This window comes from Emticicia sp. 17c, assembly GCF_037153985.1.
Taxonomy (GTDB): Bacteria; Bacteroidota; Bacteroidia; order Cytophagales; family Spirosomataceae; genus Emticicia.
Genome location: NZ_JBBAYI010000004.1, coordinates 200,313 through 225,850 on the forward strand (window position 1 = coordinate 200,313; position 25,538 = coordinate 225,850).

Here is a 25,538-nt window from a genome sequence, read left to right on the forward strand (position 1 = left end):
CATAATGGCAAAAAACAAGGTCCATATTTTACTCTTTACGGTTGTTTCTGTGTTCTTCATGGTACTTCTAAATCGATAATAATATAACTAAATGTATGTTGTACTCATTATAAAGCATAACTCAACGATGCCCTGATTCGTTTATCTTTAGGCTGTAATTTTTCAAATGCTTTTGGCGATATTTTAATAATTACATCGCTTGAGCCAGTTAGTTTTCCTATCACTTTTACCCAGACACTCTGCCCGTTAGCTTCATTCGCAATTTTAATAAGCGTACCTACCGGAGCCGTGCGGTGCAAAGCCAAGTATTTATTGGTACTTGCGCCTGCTTCTATTACTTCGGCTATGCCTTGTTCGCTGTATTTTTTACCTGTTGGGGCATTAGGTACAGGAGCCTGAGGTTTAGCAGCTAAAGGTTTATTAACCACACTATTTGCATTTGGCTCTTTGGTGGCATCACCAGCCGGCCCTTGTGGTGTTGGTTTGGGCTTGGTTGTTGCTAGCTGATTAGTGGTTGCGGGTTTAGTCTTGCTCGAATCCTTCTTGGTTTCTTTTGCTACCCAGTTGGCAGGTTTCTCTACAATAAGAACCTGATTTACGTGTAGTACATCGCTCGTAAGGTTATTCCACTCTCTTAACTGCCACACTTTTACTTTATGGGTAGTAGCAATTGAAAATAACTTATCACCCGCTACTACTGTATAAGTTTTGGGTTTAATGGTATTTTTTGCGTCTGAATTTTTATCGGTTAGTGCATTTTTCAGGCTATCATTTTTTTTTGCTGAAGGTACCCCATCTTTAGGTGTAGCTTCAGGAATATCAATTACTTCAATGCCATTTTCATCAACTACTCCTTTGGCCGGAGTAGTGTCTGGCTTGGCCTCAGCTATTCTTGGGCGCGGTATGCTCTTGCTAGGAACCTTAACCGGAATACTAATTACTTGGTCACTTGCAATAGTAGCCCCCTTTTTAAATTCAGGGTTAGCCGCATAAAATTCTTTTTCTGATGAGTTGTAGCGTCTCAAAATCGAATAGAGTGTCTCGCCTTGTTCTATTTTATGTAGAACAAAAGTTTTACCGTTTTTTTTCTCAATTCCGAGCGAGTCTAAAGGTATAGCGCCTGATTTACTGAAAGCATTTGTCAGATAAAGCACGAGGAAAGCTGTAATAAAAAAGTATCTTAACATGGTAGTCAAGCGATTGGATTTAACGCAAATTTAATGATTCTGCGACAGATTAACGCATATATTTTTTTTTTCGTGTAAATTCGCCCCGGATATAACATTGAAACCTATGAAAATTCTTGGAATTATACCAGCAAGGTTTGCATCCAGCCGTTTTCCGGGCAAGCCTTTGGTAGATATTAACGGAAAAAGTATGATTCAACGCGTGTATGAGCAGGCATTGAAGGCGAAAAGTTTGCAGAAAGTTCTGGTTGCGACCGACGATGCCAGAATTTTGAATCATGTTTTAGAATTTGGTGGAGATGCAGTGATGACATCAAGTAGTCATCCGACGGGAACAGACCGTTGCTTTGAAGCACTCGAAAAAGCAGGAGGTGTAAATAAATATGACTACGCCATTAATATCCAGGGTGATGAACCCTTTATTGACCCCGAAACCATTGACCAACTGGCAGGCTTGCTCGATTTCAAAACCGAAATAGCTACGGCTGTAAAAAAAATTAAAGATTACGAAACCCTGCGTGACCCCAACGTAGTAAAAGCTGTGCTTACCATACGCAAACAATGCTTGTACTTTAGCCGTCAGGTAGTGCCGTATGTGCGTGGCTATGACCCCGACGAATGGCTCGAGCATGGCGAATTTTATAAGCATATCGGTATTTATGCGTACCGGAGCGATGTACTTGAGCAGATTTCGCATATACCGCTTTCTCCGCTCGAAAACACCGAAAAACTAGAGCAGTTACGCTGGTTGGGTTATGGCTATAAGATTTATGCCATCGTAACCAATTACGAAAGTTTCGGAATCGACACCATAGAAGACCTCGAGAAAATAAACAGGTAGTAAAAAACTTATAGTGAATAACAAACCACATGAGGCCACAATAAAGCTCTGAGGGTGTTCACTATAAGTTTTCTTTTTTACTTCAACAGGGCGCAAGTCCACATGGCAATGGTGCATATACCCAGCCCAAGCGATTCTCTCCCCAATTCAATATTAATGGTTTTCATACCCAACTGGTTCAGCATAACGCCTTCCCATTGAGGCGGAAACTGATTAATGGCCCACATCAGGTAAAGCAGCCCAACCGTAAAATACATGATTTTTTCGCCCTTGCCCTGCAACTTATAGTAACACAAAAACACCGGAATCAGATACACGGGAATCCAGACGTATGGGTCGGGGTCGTTATATTGTACAATGGCAGCGTAAACAAACATTGCCATAAAAAGCCAGAGGATAACTTTTTTTATCATTGATAGAAAGAGTTTATGGTTAGGATTAGGGTGCCAAAACAACTCAAAAAAACATTTAATGTCAAGTTAAAAAACTTTTATGACTTGCACCAGCCTTATGCCATATTTTCGTGTTTTGGATAAAAAAACTGAAATTATTGCCCGAAAATTCTTCTTTCGTAAGTGTTTTTAGCTTGGCCGACAATATAGCCTGAATATAGTTTTTTTATACATTACGCTTTTTTTCTAAAACCATTTGTAGCAACATGAAAAGTTTCTTACCTTTGCAGCGGCAAATTACCAGCTCCTGCTGAATCCCCCAGGTCTTGACCGAAGCAAGGGTATTGTGGTTGAGCGGTGAATTTGCCTTTTTTTGTTTTAGCTTATTCTAATTTTTCAATTATAGATTAACTTTCATGTAACTAATTCCCCCAAGGCATGAAAGTTTCTAACACAGATTTCTGCCATCGGCAGAGATGGGGCTACAAATTCTATGAAATTTTTTATCGATACCGCCTCCCTTAAAGAAATACAAGAAGCCCAGGACCTCGGCATACTTGATGGTGTTACCACTAACCCTTCATTGATGGCAAAAGAAGGTATTGCAGGAAAAGATAACGTAATGCGCCATTATAAAGCCATTTGTGAAATTGTAGATGGCGATGTGAGTGCAGAAGTAATCTCGACCAAATATGAGGAAATGATTAACGAGGGCGAGGAGCTAGCAGAAATAGATGAGCAAATAGTGGTAAAAATACCAATGATTAAAGATGGTATTAAAGCTATTAAATATTTTTCGGAAAGAGGTATTAAAACCAATTGTACGTTGGTGTTCTCGCCAGGGCAGGCATTGTTGGCCGCTAAAGCCGGAGCTACGTATGTATCGCCATTTGTGGGCCGTCTGGATGACATCTCGACCGACGGAATGAATCTGATTGAAGACATCCGTCTGATTTATGATAACTATGGCTACGAAACACAAATTCTGGCTGCTTCGGTGCGTCATCCTATGCACATCATTCAATGTGCTAAAATTGGTGCCGATGTCATGACAGGCCCGCTTTCAGCCATTCTTGCTTTGTTAAACCACCCACTAACTGATAGCGGTCTGGCAAAATTCTTGGCCGACCACGCAAAAGCCAATCAGAAATAAGCATTTCTTTATCAATATTAAGTAGTTTTTACAAAAACTACTTAATATTGATATGTAATCATCTACTGAGATATGGAACCCGTCATTTTTTTGAAAAATGCCTACATTTACCAGCGCGACCAACTGATTTTGTCAGCCGTGAATTTCTCTATTCACAAAGGCGAATTTGTGTATCTCATTGGCCGCACAGGTAGCGGGAAATCCTCAGTTCTGCAAACATTATATGCCGATTTATGGCTCGAAAGAGGCACAGGCGTTGTAGGAGGATACGAACTCCATGCCTTGAAACGTTCCGAAATTCCGTACCTCAGGCGTAATATTGGTATTGTCTTTCAGGATTTTCAGTTACTGGGCGACAGAAACATTGAACGTAACCTCATGTTTTATCTGAAAGCAATGGGCTGGAAAGATAAAAACGAAATGCAGGTGCGTATTGAAGAAGTGCTTAATTTGGTAAACCTGCCAAATATTCTTGAAAAGATGCCTCATCAGCTTTCGGGTGGTGAACAACAGCGTGTAGGCATTGCCCGTGCTTTGCTCAATCAGCCGCAGATTATTCTTGCCGATGAGCCTACCGGAAACCTTGACCCTCAGATGTCGGTCGAAATTCTGAAATTATTTATGGATATTAACGAAAAGTCAAATACGGCTGTGCTAATGGCAACACACGATTTTGAGTTGATAGAACGTTACCCGCACCGCACACTTTACTGTGACAAAGGGCAGGTAAGAGACCTCTCCGAGAGTTTATAATCAGTGAAAACCAGTAATGCCTATTTTAATAATAAACTGATTAGTAGTAGTAAGTACCTGCTTGCTCGAAAACTCGAAATTGCTATTAATTACTACTGAGTTCGGCTTTACAATTTTGGTAGCTTCTGCCTGCTGGTAATAAATACCTATATCCAGATAATTATTCTTCATAGAGCCAAATAATTTAATACCTATCCCAACACCCAACCCATAATTAGGTGTAAACTTGGTCCATCTATCCAATGTCTGGCTGCTTTCTTCGTCAACCTGTTCAATCAAACTGGTCTGAATCATTTTCGCACCCATAAAGGCATCAACATAAGGGTTAATTTTTGAACTCCATAAGATAGGGCGGTAGCGCACGAGTCCGTTCAGCCAATAAGAAGTATTAGTTACACGGAAATCACCGCTGACACTCGTAGAGGGGTCTTCACGGCCATCGCCCTGAATCCCGATTTCAGCCCCGTAAAACACCGTCGAAGCTCTTTTTCGGCCATACGGGTTCAGTAAGCCACCTACCGATACCCCACCTTTTAGGCCGCCTCGACCACCGTCTTTTAAAATATTGTAATAACTACCCGTAGCACTGGCCAGATTTAGCGCACAATATATCGAATATTTATCTTCAATATATTTAGGCTGCTGCTGTTGGGCAACAGCCTGTAATGCCACAATACAGAAAAATAAACCAATAATAATTCGCATTTTAGTAATTATTTTGCGGTCAGGTACGCAAACGGAACTATCATTTCTTCGATAGAAATACCCCCGTGCTGGAACGTATCCTTATAATGGCTCACATAATGGTTGTAATTATTAGGGTACGCAAAGAAATAGTCTTCCATTGTGAAGAAATACGCCGTTGAAACATTAGGTTTCGGAAGCATAAATACTTCGGGTTTTCTTACAATCAGTACGTGGTCATCTTTATCGTCGAGATTAAGATTTTTCCCTTGTTTATACCGTAGGTTAGTGTTTACGTTTCTGTCGCCAACAATTCTTTTAGGGTGTTTTACCCGAATCATGCCGTGGTCAGTTGTAATCACTAATCGACCTTTTTTCTCAGAAATCTTTTTTAATAAATCCAGTAACGGCGAGTGTTCAATCCATGATTTTGTAATTGAGCGGTACGCCGATTCGTCAGGAGCTAACTCTTTAATCATACCCATTTCAGTACGGGCGTGTGAGAGCATATCTACAAAGTTATAAACAATGGCAATTAGTTGGTTTTTGAGCAGGTTATTAAAATTATCGACAAGGCTTTTGCCTTGTGCCGTATTTAATATTTTATGATACGAAAAACTAATATTCAGCCGGTTGCGGTCTATCTGGCGTTTCAGAAAATCAGCCTCATTATTGTTAAGCGCATCTTCGTTTTCGCCTTCATCGTTTACCCATAAGTCGGGGTGTTGCCTTGCCATATCAGAAGGCATCAGCCCCGAGAAAATAGCATTTCGGGCATACGAAGTAGCCGTTGGCAGAATTGCATAATAATCGCTTTCTTCTTCTACATTGAAATAATCATTAATTACTTCTTCAAGCACTTTCCATTGGTCGTAACGTAGGTTATCAATCAACAGGAAAAAAAGCGGAGAGTTAGCCTGCACCAGCGGAAATACTTTTTTCTTCATTAACTGATGCGAAAGCAATGGTTTGTCTGCTTTAGGGTCGTTTAGCCAGTCTTCGTAGTTTTCTTCAATAAACTTACAGAAATTGGCATTGGCTTCTGACTTTTGCATTTCAAAAACCTCTTCCATGCTTTTGTCTTCCGATTTGTCGAGCTGTAATTCCCAGAAAATCAGTTTTTTATATATTTCGGCCCATTCCTGATGCCCGATGCGGTCGTTGTACTGCATGGCCAGATTACGGAAATCCTGCTGATACCCTAAGTTGGTTTTTTCTGAAATGAGGCGTTTATTTTCAAGAATTTTTTTAACCGATAACAGAATCTGATTCGGATTAAGAGGTTTTATGAGATAATCGGCAATGTTAGAACCAATAGCATCTTCCATGATACGTTCTTCTTCCGACTTTGTAATCATTACAACGGGCAGGTTAGGTTTAAGGAGTTTAATCTGTGACAACGTTTCGAGCCCTGTCATGCCGGGCATCATTTCGTCCAGAAAAACTACATCGAAACGCTCGGTTTCTACTTTATCAATGGCATCGGCACCACTTGGTACAGGCGTTACATCATAGCCTTTGCCTTGTAAAAAAATAATGTATGGTTTTAGTAAGTCTATCTCGTCGTCTGCCCAAAGTATGTTATATCTCATAAGAATCAAGTTGTTTTAAAATGTGTATTGCTACAATGCAAAAAATATTACATTTATTGCCTATACGTGTTTTTTTAATTTGGAAATCTACTCCTTTGCAATATCGTTAAAATTCATGAAAAGCAATGTGGGTACTTTAAAAACCGGCTAAATTTGTATTTTTGTATTATTGACTAAAGAGTTTTCATTTGAAACGACTTCAACACTTCCTTAAGAACATCTATCTATGGAACACAACTGTTTCATTGTACCATTTGTTGACAATTCTCTGGAAAAAAATTATCACATTCGATATTGACCAAAGAGCGGCGTCGGTGGCATATAGTTTTTTGCTGGCGGTTTTTCCGGGAGTTATTTTTTTGTTTACCCTCATACCGTTTGTGCCTATTAATAACCTCGACTACCGCATTATGGATTTTCTTAAGGATGTAATGCCACGTGGTATTTATGATAACACCTCACTCACCATTCAGGAAATTGTAAGCCGAAAACGTAGCGATATCCTATCTTTTGGTTTTTTCTTTACCGTATTTGCGGCTACCAATGGCATGATGGCCCTCATGCGGGCTTTTAATATGGCATTGCAAGTAAAAGAAAAACGTAATTACCTCAAAGCTCGCCTTATTGCTCTTTTTCTGACCATTCTGTTAATCATTGTATTGGTTTGTGCCATTATTGTTTTAATTGTTGGCCGGATTATCATTGATTTTCTGTTTGACAAAGGGCTGCTCAACGAAAACTTTACTTTTTATTTATTACAGGTAATTCGTTATGGAGGTATCTTCCTGATTTTCTATGTAGGTATTTGTGTGATTTATTATTTTGCACCTGCGGTGCATAAAAAACTCAGGTTCTTTAACTTGGGGGCTTTTCTGGCATCTTTTCTTGGGATTCTGGTTACCAACCTGTTTTCGTTTTATCTGGCTAATTTTAATTCTTATAACAGGCTCTATGGTTCTATCGGAACCCTGATAGCTCTCATGGTGTGGTTATACCTGATAGCCCTTATTATGATACTAGGCTTTGAAGTGAATATTTCGTTGCGAGACGCACTCTATTTTAACAGAAACGAAAAAGGTGGGCCAAACCCACCTTTAGAAGAATAAATAAACAGGTAATATTTTATTGCCAGAAGCCTTCGTTAATCATGGCTTTTTGTAGTTTCTCGCCCAGACTGTCCGATGCCTTAACTAATGGCAGGCGTACCTCCGAACTACAAATACCTTTAATTTCAAGGCATTTTTTAATTCCTACCGGATTCGACTCTACATAAAGCAAAGTGTCAAAATCTACAAATCTTTTCTGAAGTTCGGCCGCTTTCTTGAAATCATTATTAAGGGCTGCCCATGTCATTTCGCCAAATTCTTTCGGGAATGCATTCGCAATGACTGAAATAACTCCTTTAAACCCTACGCTAATAGAGGTAGTAACCAGATTATCATCGCCCGAAAGCAACAGAAAATCTTCAGGGCAGCGTTTGGCTAGTTCCAGCGCGTTCTCAATCGAACTCGCATCTTTAATACCAATAATATTAGGATGCTTGGCTAGCTCAACTACCGTAGGTATCTGTAAGTGAACAACCGTACGCCCCGGTACATTATAAAGCAAAACCGGCACTGGCGAGGCATCGGCAATGGCTGTAAAATGGGCAATTAAGCCTGCCTGTGAGGGCTTGTTATAATAAGGGCAAACCGACAGAATAGCTGTTACACCGTCTAGGTCGGTGTTTTTGAGTGTTTCCAGAACGGCTTTAGTATTGTTTCCCCCTAAGCCAAAAACAATCGGCAGATTCTTGGGGTTGTTTTCTTTCGTAAACTTAAGTAAGTCAATCTTTTCTTTGGCAGTAGTGGTTGAGGTTTCACCGGTTGTGCCTTGCACAACAAAGTAATCTGCTCCCCCTGTGCTTGTGAATTCGAGCAGACGGCCGTAAGCTGCAAAATCAACTTCGTGCTGGTCATCAAATGGTGTTATTAAAGCTACACCGACTCCTTGTAATGGATGTGCCATTTTTTATTAAAATAATAATATTGTCATGAGGGGCAAAGTTCGTCAGAAAATCGGACTTTGTAAAACGATTTCTTAAATCGTTTGCCCACATAAAATTATAAAAGTGCCTGATAAACCAAAATCCTGAATTTACGTACAATGTCAGAATAATGGGCATACGGATGCACGTTGGTAAACACCAGCAGAATGAGGTCTTCTTTGGGGTCGATGGTGTATTCGGAGCAATACATACCGCCCCACGTGAGCGAGCCCGGTGTGGCGTTGTCTCCGTAATGAGATTCGGGCGTAATTATCTGTAAACCCAACCCGAATTTATCTTGTCTGTCCCACACAAAACTTTCGCCTATCTGGTTGCGCGCCATTAATTCTACCGTACTTTTACTAAGTAGCCTTTTACCATTAAATTCGCCTTTGTTCAGAATAAACTGGCATACTCGGGCGTAATCCTGAATGGTACTTACTAACCCTGCACCACCCGAAAAATAAGTTTTTGCTCCGCTTATGGCAAAGTTACGATACGTTTCATTGCTATTTAGGGTTAGTTTTTCTTCTGTACTACCCTTTGAATATAACTCAACCAGACGTTTGGCTTTCTCGGCTGGCAGGTAAAAATAGGTGTCGTTCATGCCAAGTGGGTCAAGCACTTTTTTGCGTAGGTATTCATCGAACGGCATTCCTGAAAGCACTTCAATCAAGCGACCTATAATATCGGTATTCAGCCCGTAAGTAAACTGGGTGCCAGGGTCTGATAATAGCGGCCGCGCGGCTATTTTATCAACCACATCTTTCAGCACGTCTTTATCAACCGAGCAAAAGAAAGGAACTTTAAATTCGGGCAATTCCTGTAAGGGATGTTCATAGGGGATACCCGCCGAATGGCTTAGTAACTGCCTGATGGTAATGGCAGATTTTGCCGGACGTGTAATGTATTTACTACGGTCTTTTTCGTCATAGCTCACCAGTACTCTGGTATTTCTGAACGAAGGAATATATTTGGAAATAGGTTCGTCCAGAAAAAATCTGCCTTCTTCAAATAACATCATCAGGCCAATGGTCGTAATCAATTTAGATTGCGACGCAATACGAAAAATATCGTCTTTTCTGAGGGGCGTTTTGGTTTCCAGATTGCTGTACCCGAAGGCTTTTTCATGCACAATTTTGCCTTTACGCGCCACTAACGTAACTATATTAGGCGCAATGCCTTTATCTACAATTTCCTGAAAGTGTGAGTCCAGCTTCTTGAGCCTTTCGCCCGAAAAGCCTACTTCTTCGGGTGTTTTGGCCTGACTTAGTGCCTGTGGGGTTTGGGCATCGACAAGCGTTAATAAGAACAGAAAAAGGATTCCGACCAGAGGAGCTAATTTCTTCATGAAGGGTATAAACAGGTTTTGTTCAGGTATAGGTTTGATAATAAGAATGGTTTTACTACCGCCTCAAATGTACAATAGTAAAACCATTTATAACAAAGCCGTTATGTAATTTTTTAGTTTGGCAGTTTCAGCGATTGCCATGAATTAAGCTGCCAGCCTTTTTTCTTGTCTTTGGTATATACTACCAGATACCGCAAAGGTAATAACGTAGGTTTGCCTTCAACAGGTGGTTGAGTAATCAGGATTTTACCATTTACCACGGCTGTTTGGTCATTGTTATAGGTTCTTATGCTAATGGTTTCGATGTCTATTTTTGAATAAACACTACCACCATTCAGCACCGAAGCCACGTAAGACTCCTTGTTATCCATTTTGCCGTTTGAATGGACGTAGATGAGGTCATCGGCAAAAATTTTATTGAGTACCTCAGCATCTTTAGATACCTGCGCTGCAAAGCGTTTTTTCTCTAAATCTTCGATGGTTGCTTTTACATTCTGCCCGAATGATAAATGGGCAGTCAGTACAAAAAGCCCTAGTACAATTATTTTTTTCATAGCAGATATTTTTAGGTCGAGTAACTAATGGTCTCTTGTGAAAACTTTTCTTATAGTTCTACTTTTTTCATTTTTGGCACTAAAAAGTGCATAATTAGCCATGCAAGCAAATAAGCACTACCACAAATACAAAACACAATGAAGTATCCGGTTTGAATCTGTTTTAATTTGGTATAATAGATAAATATTTGTTTCTGTGCTAATAATGTGAAAAGTATACCTCCGATACCACCAAACATACCCCCAATGCCTACAACAGAGCCTGTGGCTTTTTTCGGGAACATATCAGAAACCGTAGTGAATATATTGGCACTCCAAGCCTGATGAGCCGAAGCCGCAATACCAATTACCAGCACTGCAAACCACAAGTTAATTGCACCCAAATATTGTGAAAACAGCACGGGTAATACCGCAAAGGCATAAATGAGCATACTGGTTTTGCGAGCTTTAAAAGCAGGCCATTTTTTGTTAATCAGGCTCATAGGTAGCCAGCCACCAAAAATACTGCCCACACTACCAATGGTATATACTAACGCAAGTGCTATGGCCGCAGTGGTGTCTGTTGTAGAAAGGCCATATTGTTGTTTCATGAAATCTGGTAGCCAGAATAAGTAAAACCACCATACGGGGTCAGTCAGGAATTTGCCAATGGCAAATGCCCATGTCTGCCGGAAAGTCAGGAGTTTAAGCCAAGAAACCTTTTCTTGCGAAACAGGTTCTGGTTTATCCGACTGGATATAGTCATATTCAGCTTTCGATAAGCGTTTTTGCTTCTCTGGCACTTCATAGAAAATAAACCATAATATAAGCCATGCAAAGCCGAGTACACCTGTTAAAATAAAAGCCAGTTGCCACCCCCATTGGGCAGCAATAAAGGGTACTGTTAGCGGCACAATAATTGCCCCCACGTTAGTGCCGGAGTTGAAAAAGCCCGTGGCTAAAGCCCTTTCTTTCTGAGGAAACCATTCGGCTACCGACTTAATAGCTGCCGGAAAGTTTCCGGCTTCGGTAACACCTAAAAAGATACGGGCAAAAATAAAGCCTAAAGTACCCGTGCATAAGGCATGAGCTACTGCGGCTACACTCCATAAGCCAGTAGCAATAGCATAACCTAATTTAGTTCCGAATTTGTCAACAAAGCCACCTGCAAACACCATACCCAGTGCATAGGCTAGCTTGAAAGCCAATTCTATATTTGAATAGTCTTCCACTTCCTGAATTTCGTCCCACTTGAAGGCTATTGCCAAATCATGTTTCAAATAACTGATTACGTTACGGTCGAGGTAATTAATGGTGGTGGCAAGAAAAATAAGACTACAGATAGTCCAACGATACTTTCCGATTTTTTCCATAGTTTACAGGGTTAAAAAAGATTAGGTTCAGGAAAGGATTTTTCCTTTCAGTGATGGATTTATTGGTCAAAAAATAATTTTACTGTGCTTAACAAGCCCGACGGCACGGGCTGCCAGCCAGCAGCATTAAAGGGTTGATAACGGATGTCTACGATATTGGTATCGTAAAATTTCTTCCAATTTACTCCTATTTTATCTAAATACCTAGCTCGGTTGGCCGATAAATTGGTTACTTCTATTTCTAATTTATTGTTGATACCGAGCATATCGGCAGTAATTGGCACTCTGAAAGGCAAAGACCAGTATTTGCCTAAGTCTTTACCGTTTAGTTTTACGCTAGCCATTTCGCGCACATCGCCTAAATCCAGATACCCGTTTTTAATCTGTGATTTCTCCAGACTGAAACGTAATTCATAATGGGCTGTACCGCTGAAATACTGTGCGGTAGAATCGCTCAGGTTTACCCATGACTGCAAGCTATCGGTCTGAAACGCACTCGGCATAAAAGGTTCTCCTTTTACGAAATTCACCTTCCACATTCCTTTTAGGGGTAGTATCTCACCTGTTTTGTTAAAACTGTAAGTGTTTGTTTTGGCAGGCTTTTGTTTCAGGGCTTCTATAAAAAGGCTTTCGCCGCCATCAAGAGCAATCGAAATCTCAATAAGGCTGGGAGAAATTCTTTTAAATGGTATTAACCCGCTTTTTTGTTGAAGCGGGTTATAAATGCTAATAGCTTCAGCCGTTGTAGCGAGTTGAATTTTACCGTTATGAAATTTATTACCGAGGTTACTTACGAAATAAAGCGTACCGTTTGCATTTTTTTTGCGTATGAAAGAAAGCCCCGCTTCGGCCATGTTCTCATGCCTGATATTGGCCAATTGTAAACTCCTGACGATATCAGTACTAATGGCATTGCTGAATTTGGGTAATAATTGTTGAAACGCTTGCTGATGTTTTTCCCAATCATGAAATCCGGTTGTGGAGTGTGGTAAGTGGTCGATGAAAAACACAGCAATGCCCGCACGTTTACATTTTTCGAGGTATACCAACGTGTTCAAAGAAAGGTATTGCACAGGGGGTACTATAATGGCTTTATAAGCCTGTTTTCCTTGTGTAATAAGCTGTTTATTGGTAATGTGCGAGTTTTTCAGTTGCAAATCAGAGATGAAATCGAAGCCATATCCATTGCTGATTAAGGTTTTGCAGGCATCGCCAAATGCCGAATGAAGCATGCCGTCTTTCATAATGGCGTGTACATCAATAGCATGGGTTTTAGCTTTGGTTCCGACCGATTGCCATAAATCATACATAGGGAAATACACTAGTACATCATTATCGGGCTTGCTGTTTTGTAGCTTTTCTTGGCAACGGGTTATATATTTATTTAACTCTGGCAAATACTCCCAGAAATGACTTTGCTGATTAAAATTGGTAGAAGCGTAAAATAACCAGCCCGGAAATGCTTCATTGGGTGGTGAATAGGGAATCCCATGATAAAAAATATGGTTTACACCGCCAATGAACGATTCGTCTATGATGGGTTTTACCTGCGACAAAGCCACTTTGAAATGGTTACCCAGCCATGTGGCTGTTTCGGAACTAACCAGTTTTTTACCTGTTACGTGCGCCACCGAAGAGGCCAGTTTTACTACCAGTGCATCAGGCACTCCGAAACGTTTTTCTTCGTAGTCGGGGTCAATGCGTGAGAGCGGAATATCATAAGGTTTACTGCCAAAAAACTCTGTTTCGGGAATATCGGCAATGGCATATAAATCAAGAATATTAGCCGGCGACCCGTGTGCTTCATTACGGGTTATTTTACCTTGCTGCTTCGACCAGCCAACCCATGTTCGGGTGAAGTCGTCGCGGAGGATGTCTGACAACGTTTCGTTATAATCGCCCCAGATGAGTTTTTCTCTTGGAGTTTCAGCTTTGTCTTTGGCTAAAACATCTAGGTGTTGCTGTAAATCATAGCCTCTTAGTTCTTTAAAACGCTGAAAGAAACTTGCCGTCCAGTTTGCGCCATAAACCTCATAAGAATCATTGTAAAAAGCTCTGACAGGGTAATTCTTCTGCCCGAAAGCCTCTTTAAATGTTTGTAGGTAACGCTCAACAGCCGCTTTATTGAAGGGGTCAAGTACAAGCCCTTCGCCGCCGGGCGCGGCTCTTTTTACTTTCTGGTTAGTAGGGGCAAATGTGAGGGTATATTGCCCATTCTGCTCATGTACTTTAAAGGCTTGGGCGGCATCCTGAGGCGATACATTTTTGCCACCAAAAGGCCAACCTGTGCCTAAGGTCATGTCAATGCCCAGATTATTCTTTTTGGCTTCCTGCAAAGTGAAGTCGAGCATTTCGAGCCATTCTTTTGATAAAAAAGGTAGAAACCTGCTTTCTTCGCCTTTAACTCCGTAAATCGGAATAATGTGCATACCTCCAAACCCTGCTTTGGCATATTCTTCCAGATTCTGCCTGATTCCTTCTTTGGTAACGGCACTACCCATCCACCACCAGTAAGCCCAAGGCTTGGTGGTAGATACCTGTGCTGATACTTGGCAAGCCATCAGGCAAAGAAGAATAATAAAGCGTTTCATGCCCAGTTAGTTACCAGCCAAAATAGTTTTTGGCGTTGTTATAGCAAATGTTCTGTATGGTTTCGCCAATCCATGGAACATCGTTCGGGAGTTCGCCGTTTTCAATATCGTTGCCATAAATATTACAAAGAATACGGCGGAAATATTCGTGGCGAGGGAAAGATAAGAAGCTGCGCGAATCGGTAAGCATTCCGATAAAACGGCTTAGAAGCCCCATGTTCGACAACGCATTGATTTGCCTTTCCATTCCATCTTTTTGGTCGAGGAACCACCAACCTGAACCGAATTGCACTTTACCTGCCATTGACCCATCGTTAAAATTGCCCACCATGGTGGCAATCAGTTCGTTATCGGCAGGGTTCAGGTTATAAATAATAGTCTTGGCTAGTTGGTCGTACTCATCGAGTTTTCCTAAAAATTTGGATAATGCAATGGCTTGCGACCAGTCTCCGATAGAGTCCCATCCAGTATCAGGCCCTAATACGCGCATGGCACGTTTATTATTATTACGCAATGCGCCGAGGTGAAATTGCTGTGTCCAGCCTAGTTCGGCATACATTTTACCTAATTCGTGTAAAATAGCCGATTTGAAAACCACCGCTTCTGTTTCAGTAAGTGTTTTACCGGCAATGGCATTTTTAAAAGCGTTATTGGCTGTTTCTGGGGTAAAATCGGCGGCATAGATTTGCTCCAGACCGTGGTCAGATATTTGTCCACCTTGTGAAGCGAAGAAATCGGCCCGTAGGCGAAGAGCTTTCAGCAGGTCTTCAAAAGATTGTATCTCAAAATTGACAATAGCCCCAAGTTTCTGAATATAAGTCTTGAAATTAGGGTTATCAATCAGAATAAATTTATCAGGTCTGAAAGCCGGAAGCATTTTTATTTCAAAATCGCCGGCTTCTCTTAGTTTCTGATGATGTTCTAATGTATCGAGCGGGTCATCGGTGGTGCAAACCACTTTTACATTCATTTTTCGGAGAAGATTTCTGACCGAAAATTCAGGAGAACTGATTTTTTCAGAACTGATGTCGTAAATCTTTTTTGCGGTTTGGGGGCTTAAAGTATCTTTTATATCGAAGTAGCGTTGTAGCTCGAGGTGTGTCCAGTGATACAAAGGATTACGCATGGTATAAGGTACTGTTTCGGCCCATTTCTCGAATTTTTCGTAATCGGTAGCATCACCTGTGCAATATTTTTCATTGATACCATTAGTACGCATGGCGCGCCATTTATAGTGGTCGCCATATAGCCATATCTCTGTAATATTGCTAAACACTTTGTCTGCCAGAATCTGGTCAGGGGGTAAGTGATTATGATAATCAATAATAGGCATATCTTTCGCAAACTCATGGTAGAGGGTGCGGGCGGTTTTGGTTTGCAACAAAAAATCTTCGTCTAAAAACGGTTTCATGCTCTTTAAAAGGCTAAATTTTTATGATAAACCATAATAAAACTGCCGTCAGGCGGGTCTATCTATAATTTTTAAAATATTGATTCAGCAAAACTATTTAGTTTCGATTAATTTATTCTGCCCTAATTTTTCTTTTTTTAATACTATTTTGACAAAAAGAAACAGCAGTCGGGTATTTGTATGATTAGCCTGCCTAATACGTAAACCTGACAAACCTGCTGCTGCCTGCGTAATACTCATTTAACCGTTATGCACGTTTGGCCGATGTTATTTCTTGGGTGCTTGTTGTAATAACCATGTAGCAAGGTCTTTAGCTGCACTGAAATTCTGATACACAAGCGGAATACGGCGGCCGTCGGTATATTCGTTATAAAGCCAGGGGTCACCAACGGCAAATACTGTTCCTTTGCCTACTTTGGCAACAGCAATAATTGTTTCGCCTTTATCGGTCAGGATAGGCTTCGCAGGTGCGCTCAGGGCAAGAGGCGATAATTCCTTGATGTAAACGGCTTGCGTATTTTTAAAAACAGGATTATTGGCAGGAATATCCAGCCGACCCTGTTCCCATTGAGTGCCTTGCACCATGTTAATGTTTTTTGGTAAAAACTGAATACCAAACTCTTTCGCCAGCAGATTAAAGTTTTTATGTTCGCAATTAGCGGTATCGTTGGCCATCATTACCAGCACACCACCGTTTTTTACCCATGTGCTGATGTTTTTAATATCATCGGCCTGTACAAAATTGGGTTTGGCTGTTTCTTTTCGGGTATCGGGGTCAACAATAATATATACGTTTATATCTTTCAGATTAGCGGCTGTCGGGGCGGTTTTGATGGTGGTAGTTCTTGCGCCCAGTTCGTTGAAAATGTTTCCCCAGAGCCAGAAACCCGAGTGCATACGGTCGTCCCATGTATAATGGAAATTCTCCTGATTGCCATTCAGGTCTTTCCTGAATTCATTATTGAAATACCCATCTACGGCTACAACTTTGCCTTTGCCAAGTGCATTTTCGGCGGCAATTTCCATTTCTACGCTAGCAAAGATAAATGGCCCTACACCCTTTAAATCGTTTTTACGGATAGGTTCACTCAGGTAATACTCATAGGAGCCATCGCGGTAGGGGTTTCCGCCCAAGCCACCTACACTTACAGTTTTATTAAGGCTTATGGTGCCATCTTTTTCTTTTTCAACAAACTCTTTCAGTATGCCGGCATAGCCTTTTCTGGCGGCCGTCAGGTATTTCGTATCCAGATACCCTTGCCTTACACCTTTAGCCAGCGCATAAACAAACATACAAGAGGCCGAGGCTTCAAAATAATTGCCTTTGCGGTTGCCTTGTGAGGTCATCTGATACCAAACCCCCGTTTTAGCATCCTGATATTTTACAAGGGCAGGAGCTAGCCTTTGTAAATATTTGATAAGATTGGCTTTTTCGGGGTTATAATCAGGAAAATAATCTAATACATCAACCAGTGCCATTGCATACCAGCCTATGGCACGGCTCCAGAAATGTGGCGAAACACCTGTTTTTTTATCGGCCCATTTTTGTTCGCGGCTTTCGTCGTAGCCATGATAAACCAAGCCTGTTTGCTCATCAACGGCGTGTTGTTCTATCAGGGTAAATTGTCGGGCAATGTCGTCGAAGTGCTCAGGTTTATTAAAAACCCTGCTATATTCGGCAGCAAAAGGCTCGCACATAAATAAGCCGTCGAGCCACATCTGGTTGGGGTATCGCTGTTTGTGCCAGTAGCCACCTTCTTTGGTTTTAGGCTGGTTTTCGATTTGTTTCCATAACAAATGTGCTGCTTTTATATACTTTTCTTTATCGGGCTGGGTTTGCTGGGCAAGCATCAATAGCTCTCGCCCTGTCGGGATATTATCAAGATTAAAATCATTGTAAGCATACGTACGAATAGTGCTGTCTTTTTGCACATAGCGGTCAAGGTCTTTGCGGATATACTCAAAATACTTTGCATCTCCGGTGCGGTACCATACTTTTTCGAGTGCCTTTAATACAAGCCCTTGTTCGTAGTCCCATCCGGCAGGTTTATTGGGTTTTACCGTAATTGAATCTTTGTGCCATGTCATAAAAGACTCTGCCATTTGCACCGAGTAAGGCTTTTGTGCCATGCTGGTCAGACTGATAAATGACAGAATAACGAGCAATTTTTTCGTATTCATAATGAAATAAGCTATAAATAATTTGAATATCTGGATGCAGTTCTTACAAGTTTACATTGAGTTTCTGCCCTGCTTTCAGCGTAATTTTTTTAGATGTTTTACCATTAATCAGCGTAGTTTGCCCACCAGTTTTTGAGTAAATGCTTAAAGTTCGGATGCTTTTATTGGCCCAACTCATAGATACCTCAAAGCCACCTCTGGTACATAAACCTTTTACCGAGCCTGTGGCCCATTCGTCGGGTAGCGCAGGAAGCAGACGAATCTGATTTTCGTCAGACTGCACCAGCATTTCGGCTACTGCGGCAGCTCCGCCAAAATTTCCGTCAATCTGGAAAGGCGGATGCGCATCAAATAAATTAGGGTAGGTACCTCCGCCACGGGCATAATTCGTTTTTACGCCGTCTGGCTCAACGTAATGGAGTAGTTCACGGTACATTTTGTAAGCATGGTTGCCGTCCCATAGCCTTGCCCAGAGGTTAATCCGCCAGCCTTTCGACCAGCCTGTGGTTTCGTCGCCTTTAATTTCGAGGGTTTTGCGGCAGGCATCAGCCAGTAAAGGCGTTTTCTCTGGTGTAATATGATTACCCGGAAACAAACCAAATAAATGAGATTGATGGCGGTGTTTAGGGTCTTCGTCGTTCCAGTCGTAATACCATTCTTGCAGATTCCCCTTTTTACCAATCTGATACGGATATAGTTTTGCCAGAGCCTGCTCAAGTTTTGTTCTGAACTCGGTATCTGTATTCAATATTTTAGATGCCTTAATGGTTTGCTCAAAGCACTCACGAATCATGGCTAGGTCGGCAGTGCCACCATAAAGAGTAGCTCCTTTATACCCCGCCGAGGTAATATATTTGTTTTCAGGCGAAGTAGAAGGAGAAGTTATCAGATGCCCGTTTTTATCTTCAACCAGCCATTCCAGACAGAACTGTGCGGCTCCCTGCATTAACGGATATGCTTCATTTTTCAGGAAACTGATGTCTTTAGTAAAAATGTAGTGTTCCCACAGGTGGGTACTCAACCATGTTCCGCCCATTGTCCAGTTAGCCCAAACGGGGTCACCTTTGCCAAAATCGCCAACGGGGTTACTCATAGCCCAGATGTCAGAATTATGAGCTACCGTCCAGCCATTTACCCCGTAGAAGGTTTTAGCAGTAATTTTTCCGGTTTCAGAAGCATTTCTGATGAAACCCAGCAATGGCGCGTGCATCTCTGATAAATTAGTGTTTTCGGCCAACCAGTAGTTTTCTTCGGCGTTAATGTTAGTCGTGTAGTTACTACTCCATGGTGGGCGCATATAGGGGTTCCAGATACCTTGCAAGTTGGCAGGCACCCCTTTGGTGCGCGAACTGCTGATTAACAAATAACGCCCATACTGAAAATACAGTACCTCCAGAATTTTATCTTCTTTTCCTTCGGCATAGCGTCTGAGGCGTTCGTCTGTGGGTAATTCGGGGGCTTGTGTAGGGCCTAAATCCAGACTTACCCGATTAAAAAACGACTGGTAATCTCTGATATGTGCCTGTTTTAGCTGGTCGTATGTTTTAGCGAAGGCTTTATTAAGATTAGCTGCCGCAATAGCCTTGTTGTCTTGCCCTTCGGTTGCAGGGTTTTTATCAAAACCGTTAAAACTGGTAGCCACTGCCACAAAAATAATGGCATCGGTGCCATTTTTAATGCCTATTGTGCTATCGGTATTGATGATTTCGCCACCACCATTATTCTTGATTTTGGCTAGTGTCGTAAATCTTGTGCCTTTGGTTTCGTCAAATACTACTGCATCGGGTATATTCACATAGTTAGGGGCTGCTTTGATGGGAGCATAGCCATTAACCTCTAATAGATTTGCCTTGCCTGATACGTTGTTTTTTAGTAAACTGTTAAACTTTATGTCAAAGTTGAGCGCACCGGGCTTGCTACTACTTAGTTTAACTACCATTATCTGGTCAGGATGAGACACAAAATACTCACGGGTATATTTTACGCCATCAATTTCGTAGGTTGTTTTTGATACCGCCTTGCCAATATTTAGCTCCCGATAGTAATTTTGTTGGGTATCTCCATGCTCGAAATTGATGTACATCGTACCCAATGGTGCAAAAGACTCGGAGTATTTGCCTTGTATTTTCCGGTAAAGTTTATCGGCTAACTGATAGTCTTCATTTTTAAGGGCCTCTCTTATGGCAGGAATATGCTTATAGGCTTCGGGGTTCATGGCTGGGTTTACAGGTTCTCCCGACCACAAGGTAGCATCGTTGAGGTAAATTTTATCAGACTGAACACCTCCAAAAACCGTAGCTCCTAGTTTGCCGTTACCTAGTACTAGGGTTTCTTCAAAGTACTGAGCGGGTTTTTTGTACCACAAAGTTTTATCGGGTTGTGCGTAAACTAAGGTTGTTATTGTAAAAAGTAGTAGTAGTAAGGCGTGTTTTTTCATGGATTGAGATTTTACCGTTGCATTAAGTTTTATAGTTTGGGAATGTCAGATAAGCTAATGCCCAATATTTTTTTACTGATAAGGTCAAGTGCGGCCTCGGTGCCTTCAAAATGGAAGGTCCGTTGCGTATGCGTGAGGGTTTCGTTACGTTTTAAGGCAACGGCCGGCGACGAAGTTTCGAGTTCATAAAATTGCCCCATCTGAGAACCTGAATCGTTCTTGCCATCGTTATAAGCATTGATGGCATCGCCTTTATAGGGGTCTTTCTGAATCTCCCACATTGAATTTACATAGTCGGTTTCACCGTTGTAATCAAACTGAACAATAGTCAGTATTTTATGTTCGGCATCGTAACTTCCGGCTATTGGTTTAAGTGCTTGCGGCGGAATACCTATTTTACCCCTTGCCTGTGCATCGGCCTTGAAAAACAGTATATCGTCTTTTTTTACTAATCTCTCTGGCGATATTTTTCCGAAGTAGCTATCGTTAATATCGCTGGCTTTACCTGCCTGATAAGGAATAATAATGGTATTTTGTGCAGAGGCTTTCATCATGCCTAAAAGCCAGATAGAAAGCACCCCCTTTGATTTATCCCAGTCGTCGGCTCCGGTATTTTTCAGGATGTTTCTGGTCTGATACCCCACCCAGTCGATACCTTCAAGGCTAACACCTAGTAGCTTTTCTGTGTCGGCTTTAGTTAATAAACTGATTTCACGGTTCAGTTTTACTTTGAATTTAGTGCCAGAATAGTTTTCCAGTTCCATGTCTTTTGTAAAAACAGCCTTACCGGCTTGTTTCTCGAGCAGGTCATAGGCAACTGTATCTATTTCGGGCGGAGTTTGCCAATTGACAAAGTCGAAAGTAGTTCCTTTTTTGAAAAAAACAGAATATTGCCCGCCCTCAGGCCCGAACCAGAAGCGTTCTTCACCACCGAAAGCATTCATGTGAGGTGTAAATGTGCCTGAGGCAATAACCTCGTGGTTTATCCAGCCATAGCTGAAACCACTCATGCCTTTGGCAGAGCTTGTCATTACCCGAGCCTGATAGTCGCCCACAATAGCCACCTTCATGTTGTCTTGCTCCAGTAGTATTACCTCTTTATATTTTTTCAGGAAATTGTAATCGTAACCAAAAGTTTCTTTTTCTTGTAGATTCATAGTTGTTTGTGATTCGCTGGTTTTGTTGTGGTGCTGGCAAGCCCAGCCCAACAATACCAATAAAATAGAAAAGGTTGTTTTTTTCATCAGAAACCTAGTTTAAAAGTTTCATTACTGCATCGTTACCCATGAGGGCATTGGCAGGTAGGGGGTGTTTATCGTCAAATACCTGTAAGTCGGTCGGGCTTAGTACTGTATTGGCACTTTCATCTATTTTACCATTTATCATTACTTTGTTAATATCCAGTTTTAGATGTTTGGCCAGAAACTCATAAGCAGCCAGACGTTTCGAAATACCATAGTCGTGCTTTTCGTTTGGTAAATGCACGTTTTCCAACTGGTTTTTGGCACCATAAAAAGAGTATATCCGCTTAATGAAAGGATATTCCTGTTTAGGTGTGTTGTTGGTCCAGTCGCCGCCGTCCGACACCAGTAGCATAGGTCGTGGCGCAGCAAGCGCGGCTATTTCTACGTTGGTGGTCTGGTGTGTAGGGCGTTTATGAATAGGCATACCACTTTCGCAGACACAGCCACCAAAAAAATATCCCGATACCATTACCACAGGTACCGACACTTTTATGCGGGAGTCGATGGCTGTTAGTAAAAAGGTTTGCGTACCCCCGCCCGACTCTCCGGTCATGCCAATTCTTTCTTTATCAATATTGGGTAAGCCCAACAGGAAATCTAAAGCCGCAGTACTGTTAGCTAATTGTAATTTTACTGCCTTTGGTATTTTGTGGTCGCATTGTTTCGAGTCTCCCATGCCTATCATATCATAAGCAAATACCACGGCTCCCATACGGGCCAGCGTGGCGCAACGTTGCTGGGTATATTCTTTCAGGCGTGGGTCTTGCCCGTGTCCGTGAGGGCATAAGATACCCGCCATTTTTTTACTCTGAACCAACGGGCGGTATAAATTTCCGGTTACATAAATGCCTTCTAGGCTTTGGAAAGATACGTTTTCGACACTGTACCCGTTAAGTTCTTTTTTACTGTGGATGCTAATATTCGTTGGTTTCTTTAAGGTAAGGGTATTAAACTCTGAACCTTCAAGGATTCCCTTTCTGATGAGTGCGGCGTGTTTCTCCCAGCTTTTTTTATCGGTGTAGTGGCTGGCTAAATCTTCATGAACTTTTACGGCTTGCTCTTCGGTATAAAAACGCCCTTGGCATAAGTCAGGTTTTTCGGGATTATACTGGGCAAATGCCCAAGCCCCAATCAGCGAAAAGCAGAGAGTAAAAAAAGATGATTTCATTGGAGTAAAGTTTAGGTATGAATAAAATCTTCACGCATCGGGTTAAACACATCAACCAGTACACCATCTTCCAGACAAACGGCTCCGTGTAAAACATCAGCAGGAACAAAGTATACATCACCCTCTTTCAGGATTCGGGTTTCGTTATTAATGGTAATTTCAAAAACACCACTGGCAATATAGCTGATTTGCAGGTGGGGGTGTTTGTGTGTAGCCCCAACTCCGCCTTTTATAAAAGCTACTTTTACCAGCATCAGGTCTTTATTGAAAGACATGATTTTGCGTTTGATTTTTTCATCGACTATTTCCCAAGGTAATTCGTTGTCTGCTACCAATGTTTTTTCAAAGGCAATATGTGCTAGCGCGTTCAAGGTTTTTATGTAATAGATGGTTATTGAATATATTATACTTTTACGTAAAGGTAAAAGTACCTATTATTTTTAAAGAAAATATTTAGTGCCGATTGATATTTTTATGCAAACGTTATCGGGAACGTTGCCAAAATTGTACTTAGGTGTTAATTGAATTGTAAATATCTAAGATTTTTGTTATAAAACCACAAAAACCTTAGTGTTGCTTGTGTATAAATAAAAACCCCGTTAACGCGCCGTTAACGGGGTTTTGTGTGACAGAATAGGCTAACCTACATTAATTAGCTGTAAGTGTAGCCGACTTCTGTGCTGATAGCAAGCCATTTTCGGTAACAATTTCGGCAAAGAAAACCCTCGTTGTTTTGGCCGTAGGCTGTGCTGTAATAGGTACTGCCAATACATAATTTCTTAGTACTGGGTCATATTTTTGCGTTCCGGCCGGAATGGTAGTTAACAGGGTTTGCGCTCCGGTAGACGTAGCGGCCCAGTATACCCTAAATTCCTTAACAGGCACTAGCGTAGTGTATTCTATATTAAAATTGGTGTTGCTCCCCGCTGGTGCTGTAAGGTTTGCAACTACGCTTGTGTTGGACGTTGTGGTGCGAGTAGTACCTAACCAAACTACCGAAATTTGTGCTACTTTACCTTTACTGGTGGTTATTTCGCTGATTAAATCGGGTTCTTCATAACAGCCCGTCAGGAAGCTGGCCGAAAAAGCTAATAAACTAAAAGCTAATATTTTTATTTTTTTCATATCTGATTAAAATTTAAACGTACTGAAAATTAAAACCTGGTTCTCCGAATCATTATTTGTTAAATACCCACATTTTAATGGCTGGTTGTTTCTGATTTGCCTCTGCATTTTTGGCATTTCTTGTTAGCTCAGAAGAAGGGTATTTCATGCGTTGAATACGCTGGTTACCTAAGTCAGGATTAATATTTAGAGGCATCGGGAAGTCGAGATAATTGTATTTTCTCACGTCAGTCCAGATGTCCCCAATCAGGAACATAGCTTTATATTTTTCACGCATGATGTTTAGCAAGGTCAGGTTTGCGGCTCCTACATTTACGGCCCCAGCACTTAGGTAAGTATCAATATTAGCGGTACTTACGCCTAATTTCTGCATATTAGCGCGGGCAATTTCCAGATACGCGTTGTAGGCTTCGGTAGTGCTACCTGTCGACGAAATAGTACCACCATTAGCCAGAAATCTAGCTTCTGCTTCAATAGCCTTAACTTCGGCGTAGGTCATCATCACAATTGGCGAATTAATATTTGAGTGCCACGCTTTGGTATTAAAGTCTACGGTTGAACCAGCACCCGAACCCGGAACCACTCCCGAATAAGCTGTCTGTCCGTTTTTCAGGGTTACTACAATCGGAAGGCGAGGGTCAACAATTCCCTGTACTTTGCCGTTCATTAAGTCAACGAAAGTGCTACCATAAGTTACCGAAAGGTTAGCCGTACTGTTGGCTAAAGCTACGCGGCTATACCACGGGCTAAGGTTCTTTGAATTATACTGTAACTGAAAATCATCGGCATTACTTTTCATTGCGTTCTGCAAGGCTGCCAAAGCTGTTTGGGCGGCGGTCTGGGCATTTAGGCCAGACTGGTGCATGGCATAACGTGCTTTAAGCGAGTATGCCAAACGGCTCCATTTGCCTAAGTCGCCACCATAAACCATGTCGTCGGTGGCTGGTTTGGTGCCTGTATTTTTAGCCAGTTCAACAATTGCTTCATCGAGTAGTTTCTGGATAGAAGCATACACGTTTTGCTGGGTGTCATAAGCCGGTGTGAAATTTTTCTGGTCGGCTTGTGAGTAAGGTACGTTTTCCCAGTTGGTAGTTGCAATACCGAGGTTATAAGCCAACAAGGTTTTGGCAATACCTACATAAGCAGGGTTGTTGTCGGCCTGTCCTTTCTGAACAATCAGGTTCAACTGAGGAATCACATATAAATACAGGTTCGACCAACCTGTGGCGTTTTCTGCTTCATAATAAGCGTCGGTTCCGTTTGTACCGAGGTTGCTGCCCAATTGCTGGGCATACTGGCAGGCTACATAAGCCTGCTGATAACTGGCTTCGCTGGTATAAAACTGAGCAGTAGATAAAAGCTCTTGTACCGTTGCATCTGATTTCAGGGTGGGGTCAACGTTGACATCCAGAAAACTCTGACAACCTGAAACAATTGTCATGAGCCCAGCCACTAAAAAGGTATATATATAATGTACTTTTTTCATTGCAATAAAT

General features: G+C 41.5%; 21 protein-coding genes. 4 read left to right on the plus strand and 17 right to left on the minus strand.

Annotated elements, in window-relative coordinates; translation table 11 throughout:
* Positions 1–107 precede the first annotated feature (107 nt).
* On the minus strand, positions 108–1,187 hold the full coding sequence (locus tag WAA15_RS10620; protein WP_337042719.1) for a septal ring lytic transglycosylase RlpA family protein: 1,080 nt from the start codon (positions 1,185–1,187) through the stop codon (positions 108–110).
* Between the two features lie 106 nt (positions 1,188–1,293).
* Between WAA15_RS10620 and kdsB the strand changes: the two genes are divergently transcribed.
* Positions 1,294–2,028 (plus strand): 3-deoxy-manno-octulosonate cytidylyltransferase, encoded by a 735-nt coding sequence (gene kdsB, locus WAA15_RS10625; RefSeq protein WP_337042720.1) that lies wholly within the window; start codon positions 1,294–1,296, stop codon positions 2,026–2,028.
* 77 nt (positions 2,029–2,105) lie between these two features.
* Here the strand turns inward: kdsB and WAA15_RS10630 are convergent, their stop codons facing one another.
* Entirely contained in the window at positions 2,106–2,441 is a 336-nt protein-coding gene (locus WAA15_RS10630; protein ID WP_337042721.1) for a transmembrane 220 family protein, read from the minus strand.
* Positions 2,442–2,913: 472 nt separating this feature from the next.
* Here WAA15_RS10630 and fsa point away from each other — a divergent pair, with 472 nt between their 5' ends.
* Both fsa and WAA15_RS10640 read left to right on the plus strand, forming a co-directional pair.
* Entirely contained in the window at positions 2,914–3,573 is a 660-nt protein-coding gene (fsa, locus tag WAA15_RS10635) for a fructose-6-phosphate aldolase (RefSeq protein ID WP_337042722.1), read from the plus strand.
* A 72-nt stretch (positions 3,574–3,645) separates the two neighbouring features.
* Positions 3,646–4,326, plus strand: coding sequence for a cell division ATP-binding protein FtsE (locus tag WAA15_RS10640; protein WP_337042723.1), 681 nt, complete (start codon positions 3,646–3,648; stop codon positions 4,324–4,326).
* Here the strand turns inward: WAA15_RS10640 and WAA15_RS10645 are convergent, their stop codons facing one another.
* The gene (locus WAA15_RS10645) at positions 4,327–5,031 is read right to left on the minus strand and encodes a hypothetical protein (RefSeq protein WP_337042724.1); all 705 of its coding nucleotides are present in this window, start codon (positions 5,029–5,031) and stop codon (positions 4,327–4,329) included. It abuts the gene before it with no gap.
* Positions 5,032–5,039: 8 nt separating this feature from the next.
* The gene (locus WAA15_RS10650) at positions 5,040–6,602 is read right to left on the minus strand and encodes a T9SS response regulator signal transducer PorX (protein ID WP_337042725.1); all 1,563 of its coding nucleotides are present in this window, start codon (positions 6,600–6,602) and stop codon (positions 5,040–5,042) included.
* Between the two features lie 188 nt (positions 6,603–6,790).
* Between WAA15_RS10650 and WAA15_RS10655 the strand changes: the two genes are divergently transcribed.
* Positions 6,791–7,708 carry a YihY/virulence factor BrkB family protein gene (locus WAA15_RS10655; RefSeq protein WP_337042726.1) on the plus strand — a complete coding sequence of 306 codons (918 nt, stop codon included), beginning with the start codon at positions 6,791–6,793 and terminating at the stop codon, positions 7,706–7,708.
* A 16-nt stretch (positions 7,709–7,724) separates the two neighbouring features.
* Here the strand turns inward: WAA15_RS10655 and dapA are convergent, their stop codons facing one another.
* The 13 genes from dapA to WAA15_RS10720 form a co-directional block, all read right to left on the minus strand.
* Positions 7,725–8,609, minus strand: coding sequence for a 4-hydroxy-tetrahydrodipicolinate synthase (gene dapA, locus WAA15_RS10660; RefSeq protein WP_337042727.1), 885 nt, complete (start codon positions 8,607–8,609; stop codon positions 7,725–7,727).
* A gap of 95 nt (positions 8,610–8,704) precedes the next feature.
* Positions 8,705–9,979, minus strand: coding sequence for a serine hydrolase domain-containing protein (locus WAA15_RS10665; protein ID WP_337042728.1), 1,275 nt, complete (start codon positions 9,977–9,979; stop codon positions 8,705–8,707).
* A gap of 113 nt (positions 9,980–10,092) precedes the next feature.
* Positions 10,093–10,533 (minus strand): nuclear transport factor 2 family protein, encoded by a 441-nt coding sequence (locus tag WAA15_RS10670; protein WP_337042729.1) that lies wholly within the window; start codon positions 10,531–10,533, stop codon positions 10,093–10,095.
* Positions 10,534–10,583: 50 nt separating this feature from the next.
* Positions 10,584–11,885: an MFS transporter gene (locus WAA15_RS10675; protein WP_337042730.1), complete on the minus strand. Its 1,302-nt coding sequence runs from the start codon at positions 11,883–11,885 to the stop codon at positions 10,584–10,586.
* Positions 11,886–11,944: 59 nt separating this feature from the next.
* Positions 11,945–14,476, minus strand: coding sequence for a glycosyl hydrolase (locus WAA15_RS10680; protein WP_337042731.1), 2,532 nt, complete (start codon positions 14,474–14,476; stop codon positions 11,945–11,947).
* Between the two features lie 10 nt (positions 14,477–14,486).
* Entirely contained in the window at positions 14,487–15,887 is a 1,401-nt protein-coding gene (uxaC, locus tag WAA15_RS10685; protein WP_337042732.1) for a glucuronate isomerase, read from the minus strand.
* Between the two features lie 267 nt (positions 15,888–16,154).
* Entirely contained in the window at positions 16,155–18,068 is a 1,914-nt protein-coding gene (locus WAA15_RS10690; protein ID WP_337042733.1) for a glycoside hydrolase family 88 protein, read from the minus strand.
* Positions 18,069–18,111: 43 nt separating this feature from the next.
* Positions 18,112–20,505 (minus strand): glycoside hydrolase family 95 protein, encoded by a 2,394-nt coding sequence (locus WAA15_RS10695; protein ID WP_337042734.1) that lies wholly within the window; start codon positions 20,503–20,505, stop codon positions 18,112–18,114.
* 29 nt (positions 20,506–20,534) lie between these two features.
* A complete protein-coding gene (locus WAA15_RS10700; protein WP_337042735.1) occupies positions 20,535–21,749 on the minus strand; it encodes a DUF6786 family protein in 1,215 nt (404 codons plus the stop codon).
* A 7-nt stretch (positions 21,750–21,756) separates the two neighbouring features.
* Positions 21,757–22,917 (minus strand): alpha/beta hydrolase family protein, encoded by a 1,161-nt coding sequence (locus tag WAA15_RS10705; protein WP_337042736.1) that lies wholly within the window; start codon positions 22,915–22,917, stop codon positions 21,757–21,759.
* Positions 22,918–22,928: 11 nt separating this feature from the next.
* Complete coding sequence (locus tag WAA15_RS10710; protein ID WP_337042737.1) at positions 22,929–23,288, minus strand: cupin domain-containing protein; 360 nt, start codon at positions 23,286–23,288, stop codon at positions 22,929–22,931.
* Between the two features lie 277 nt (positions 23,289–23,565).
* Entirely contained in the window at positions 23,566–24,042 is a 477-nt protein-coding gene (locus WAA15_RS10715; RefSeq protein ID WP_337042738.1) for a hypothetical protein, read from the minus strand.
* Positions 24,043–24,094: 52 nt separating this feature from the next.
* Positions 24,095–25,528, minus strand: coding sequence for a SusD/RagB family nutrient-binding outer membrane lipoprotein (locus WAA15_RS10720; RefSeq protein ID WP_337042739.1), 1,434 nt, complete (start codon positions 25,526–25,528; stop codon positions 24,095–24,097).
* Positions 25,529–25,538: the final 10 nt, after the last annotated feature.

Excerpts from the sequence above, each read along its gene's own strand:
- WAA15_RS10620 (WP_337042719.1), bottom strand. The coding sequence starts at position 1,187 with ATGTTAAGATACTTTTTTATTACAGCTTTCCTCGTGCTTTATCTGACA.
- kdsB (WP_337042720.1), top strand. The coding sequence starts at position 1,294 with ATGAAAATTCTTGGAATTATACCAGCAAGGTTTGCATCCAGCCGTTTT.
- WAA15_RS10630 (WP_337042721.1), bottom strand. The coding sequence starts at position 2,441 with ATGATAAAAAAAGTTATCCTCTGGCTTTTTATGGCAATGTTTGTTTAC.
- fsa (WP_337042722.1), top strand. The coding sequence starts at position 2,914 with ATGAAATTTTTTATCGATACCGCCTCCCTTAAAGAAATACAAGAAGCC.
- WAA15_RS10640 (WP_337042723.1), top strand. The coding sequence starts at position 3,646 with ATGGAACCCGTCATTTTTTTGAAAAATGCCTACATTTACCAGCGCGAC.
- WAA15_RS10645 (WP_337042724.1), bottom strand. The coding sequence starts at position 5,031 with ATGCGAATTATTATTGGTTTATTTTTCTGTATTGTGGCATTACAGGCT.
- WAA15_RS10650 (WP_337042725.1), bottom strand. The coding sequence starts at position 6,602 with ATGAGATATAACATACTTTGGGCAGACGACGAGATAGACTTACTAAAA.
- dapA (WP_337042727.1), bottom strand. The coding sequence starts at position 8,609 with ATGGCACATCCATTACAAGGAGTCGGTGTAGCTTTAATAACACCATTT.
- WAA15_RS10665 (WP_337042728.1), bottom strand. The coding sequence starts at position 9,979 with ATGAAGAAATTAGCTCCTCTGGTCGGAATCCTTTTTCTGTTCTTATTA.
- WAA15_RS10670 (WP_337042729.1), bottom strand. The coding sequence starts at position 10,533 with ATGAAAAAAATAATTGTACTAGGGCTTTTTGTACTGACTGCCCATTTA.
- WAA15_RS10675 (WP_337042730.1), bottom strand. The coding sequence starts at position 11,885 with ATGGAAAAAATCGGAAAGTATCGTTGGACTATCTGTAGTCTTATTTTT.
- WAA15_RS10680 (WP_337042731.1), bottom strand. The coding sequence starts at position 14,476 with ATGAAACGCTTTATTATTCTTCTTTGCCTGATGGCTTGCCAAGTATCA.
- uxaC (WP_337042732.1), bottom strand. The coding sequence starts at position 15,887 with ATGAAACCGTTTTTAGACGAAGATTTTTTGTTGCAAACCAAAACCGCC.
- WAA15_RS10690 (WP_337042733.1), bottom strand. The coding sequence starts at position 18,068 with ATGAATACGAAAAAATTGCTCGTTATTCTGTCATTTATCAGTCTGACC.
- WAA15_RS10695 (WP_337042734.1), bottom strand. The coding sequence starts at position 20,505 with ATGAAAAAACACGCCTTACTACTACTACTTTTTACAATAACAACCTTA.
- WAA15_RS10700 (WP_337042735.1), bottom strand. The coding sequence starts at position 21,749 with ATGAAAAAAACAACCTTTTCTATTTTATTGGTATTGTTGGGCTGGGCT.
- WAA15_RS10705 (WP_337042736.1), bottom strand. The coding sequence starts at position 22,917 with ATGAAATCATCTTTTTTTACTCTCTGCTTTTCGCTGATTGGGGCTTGG.
- WAA15_RS10715 (WP_337042738.1), bottom strand. The coding sequence starts at position 24,042 with ATGAAAAAAATAAAAATATTAGCTTTTAGTTTATTAGCTTTTTCGGCC.
- WAA15_RS10720 (WP_337042739.1), bottom strand. The coding sequence starts at position 25,528 with ATGAAAAAAGTACATTATATATATACCTTTTTAGTGGCTGGGCTCATG.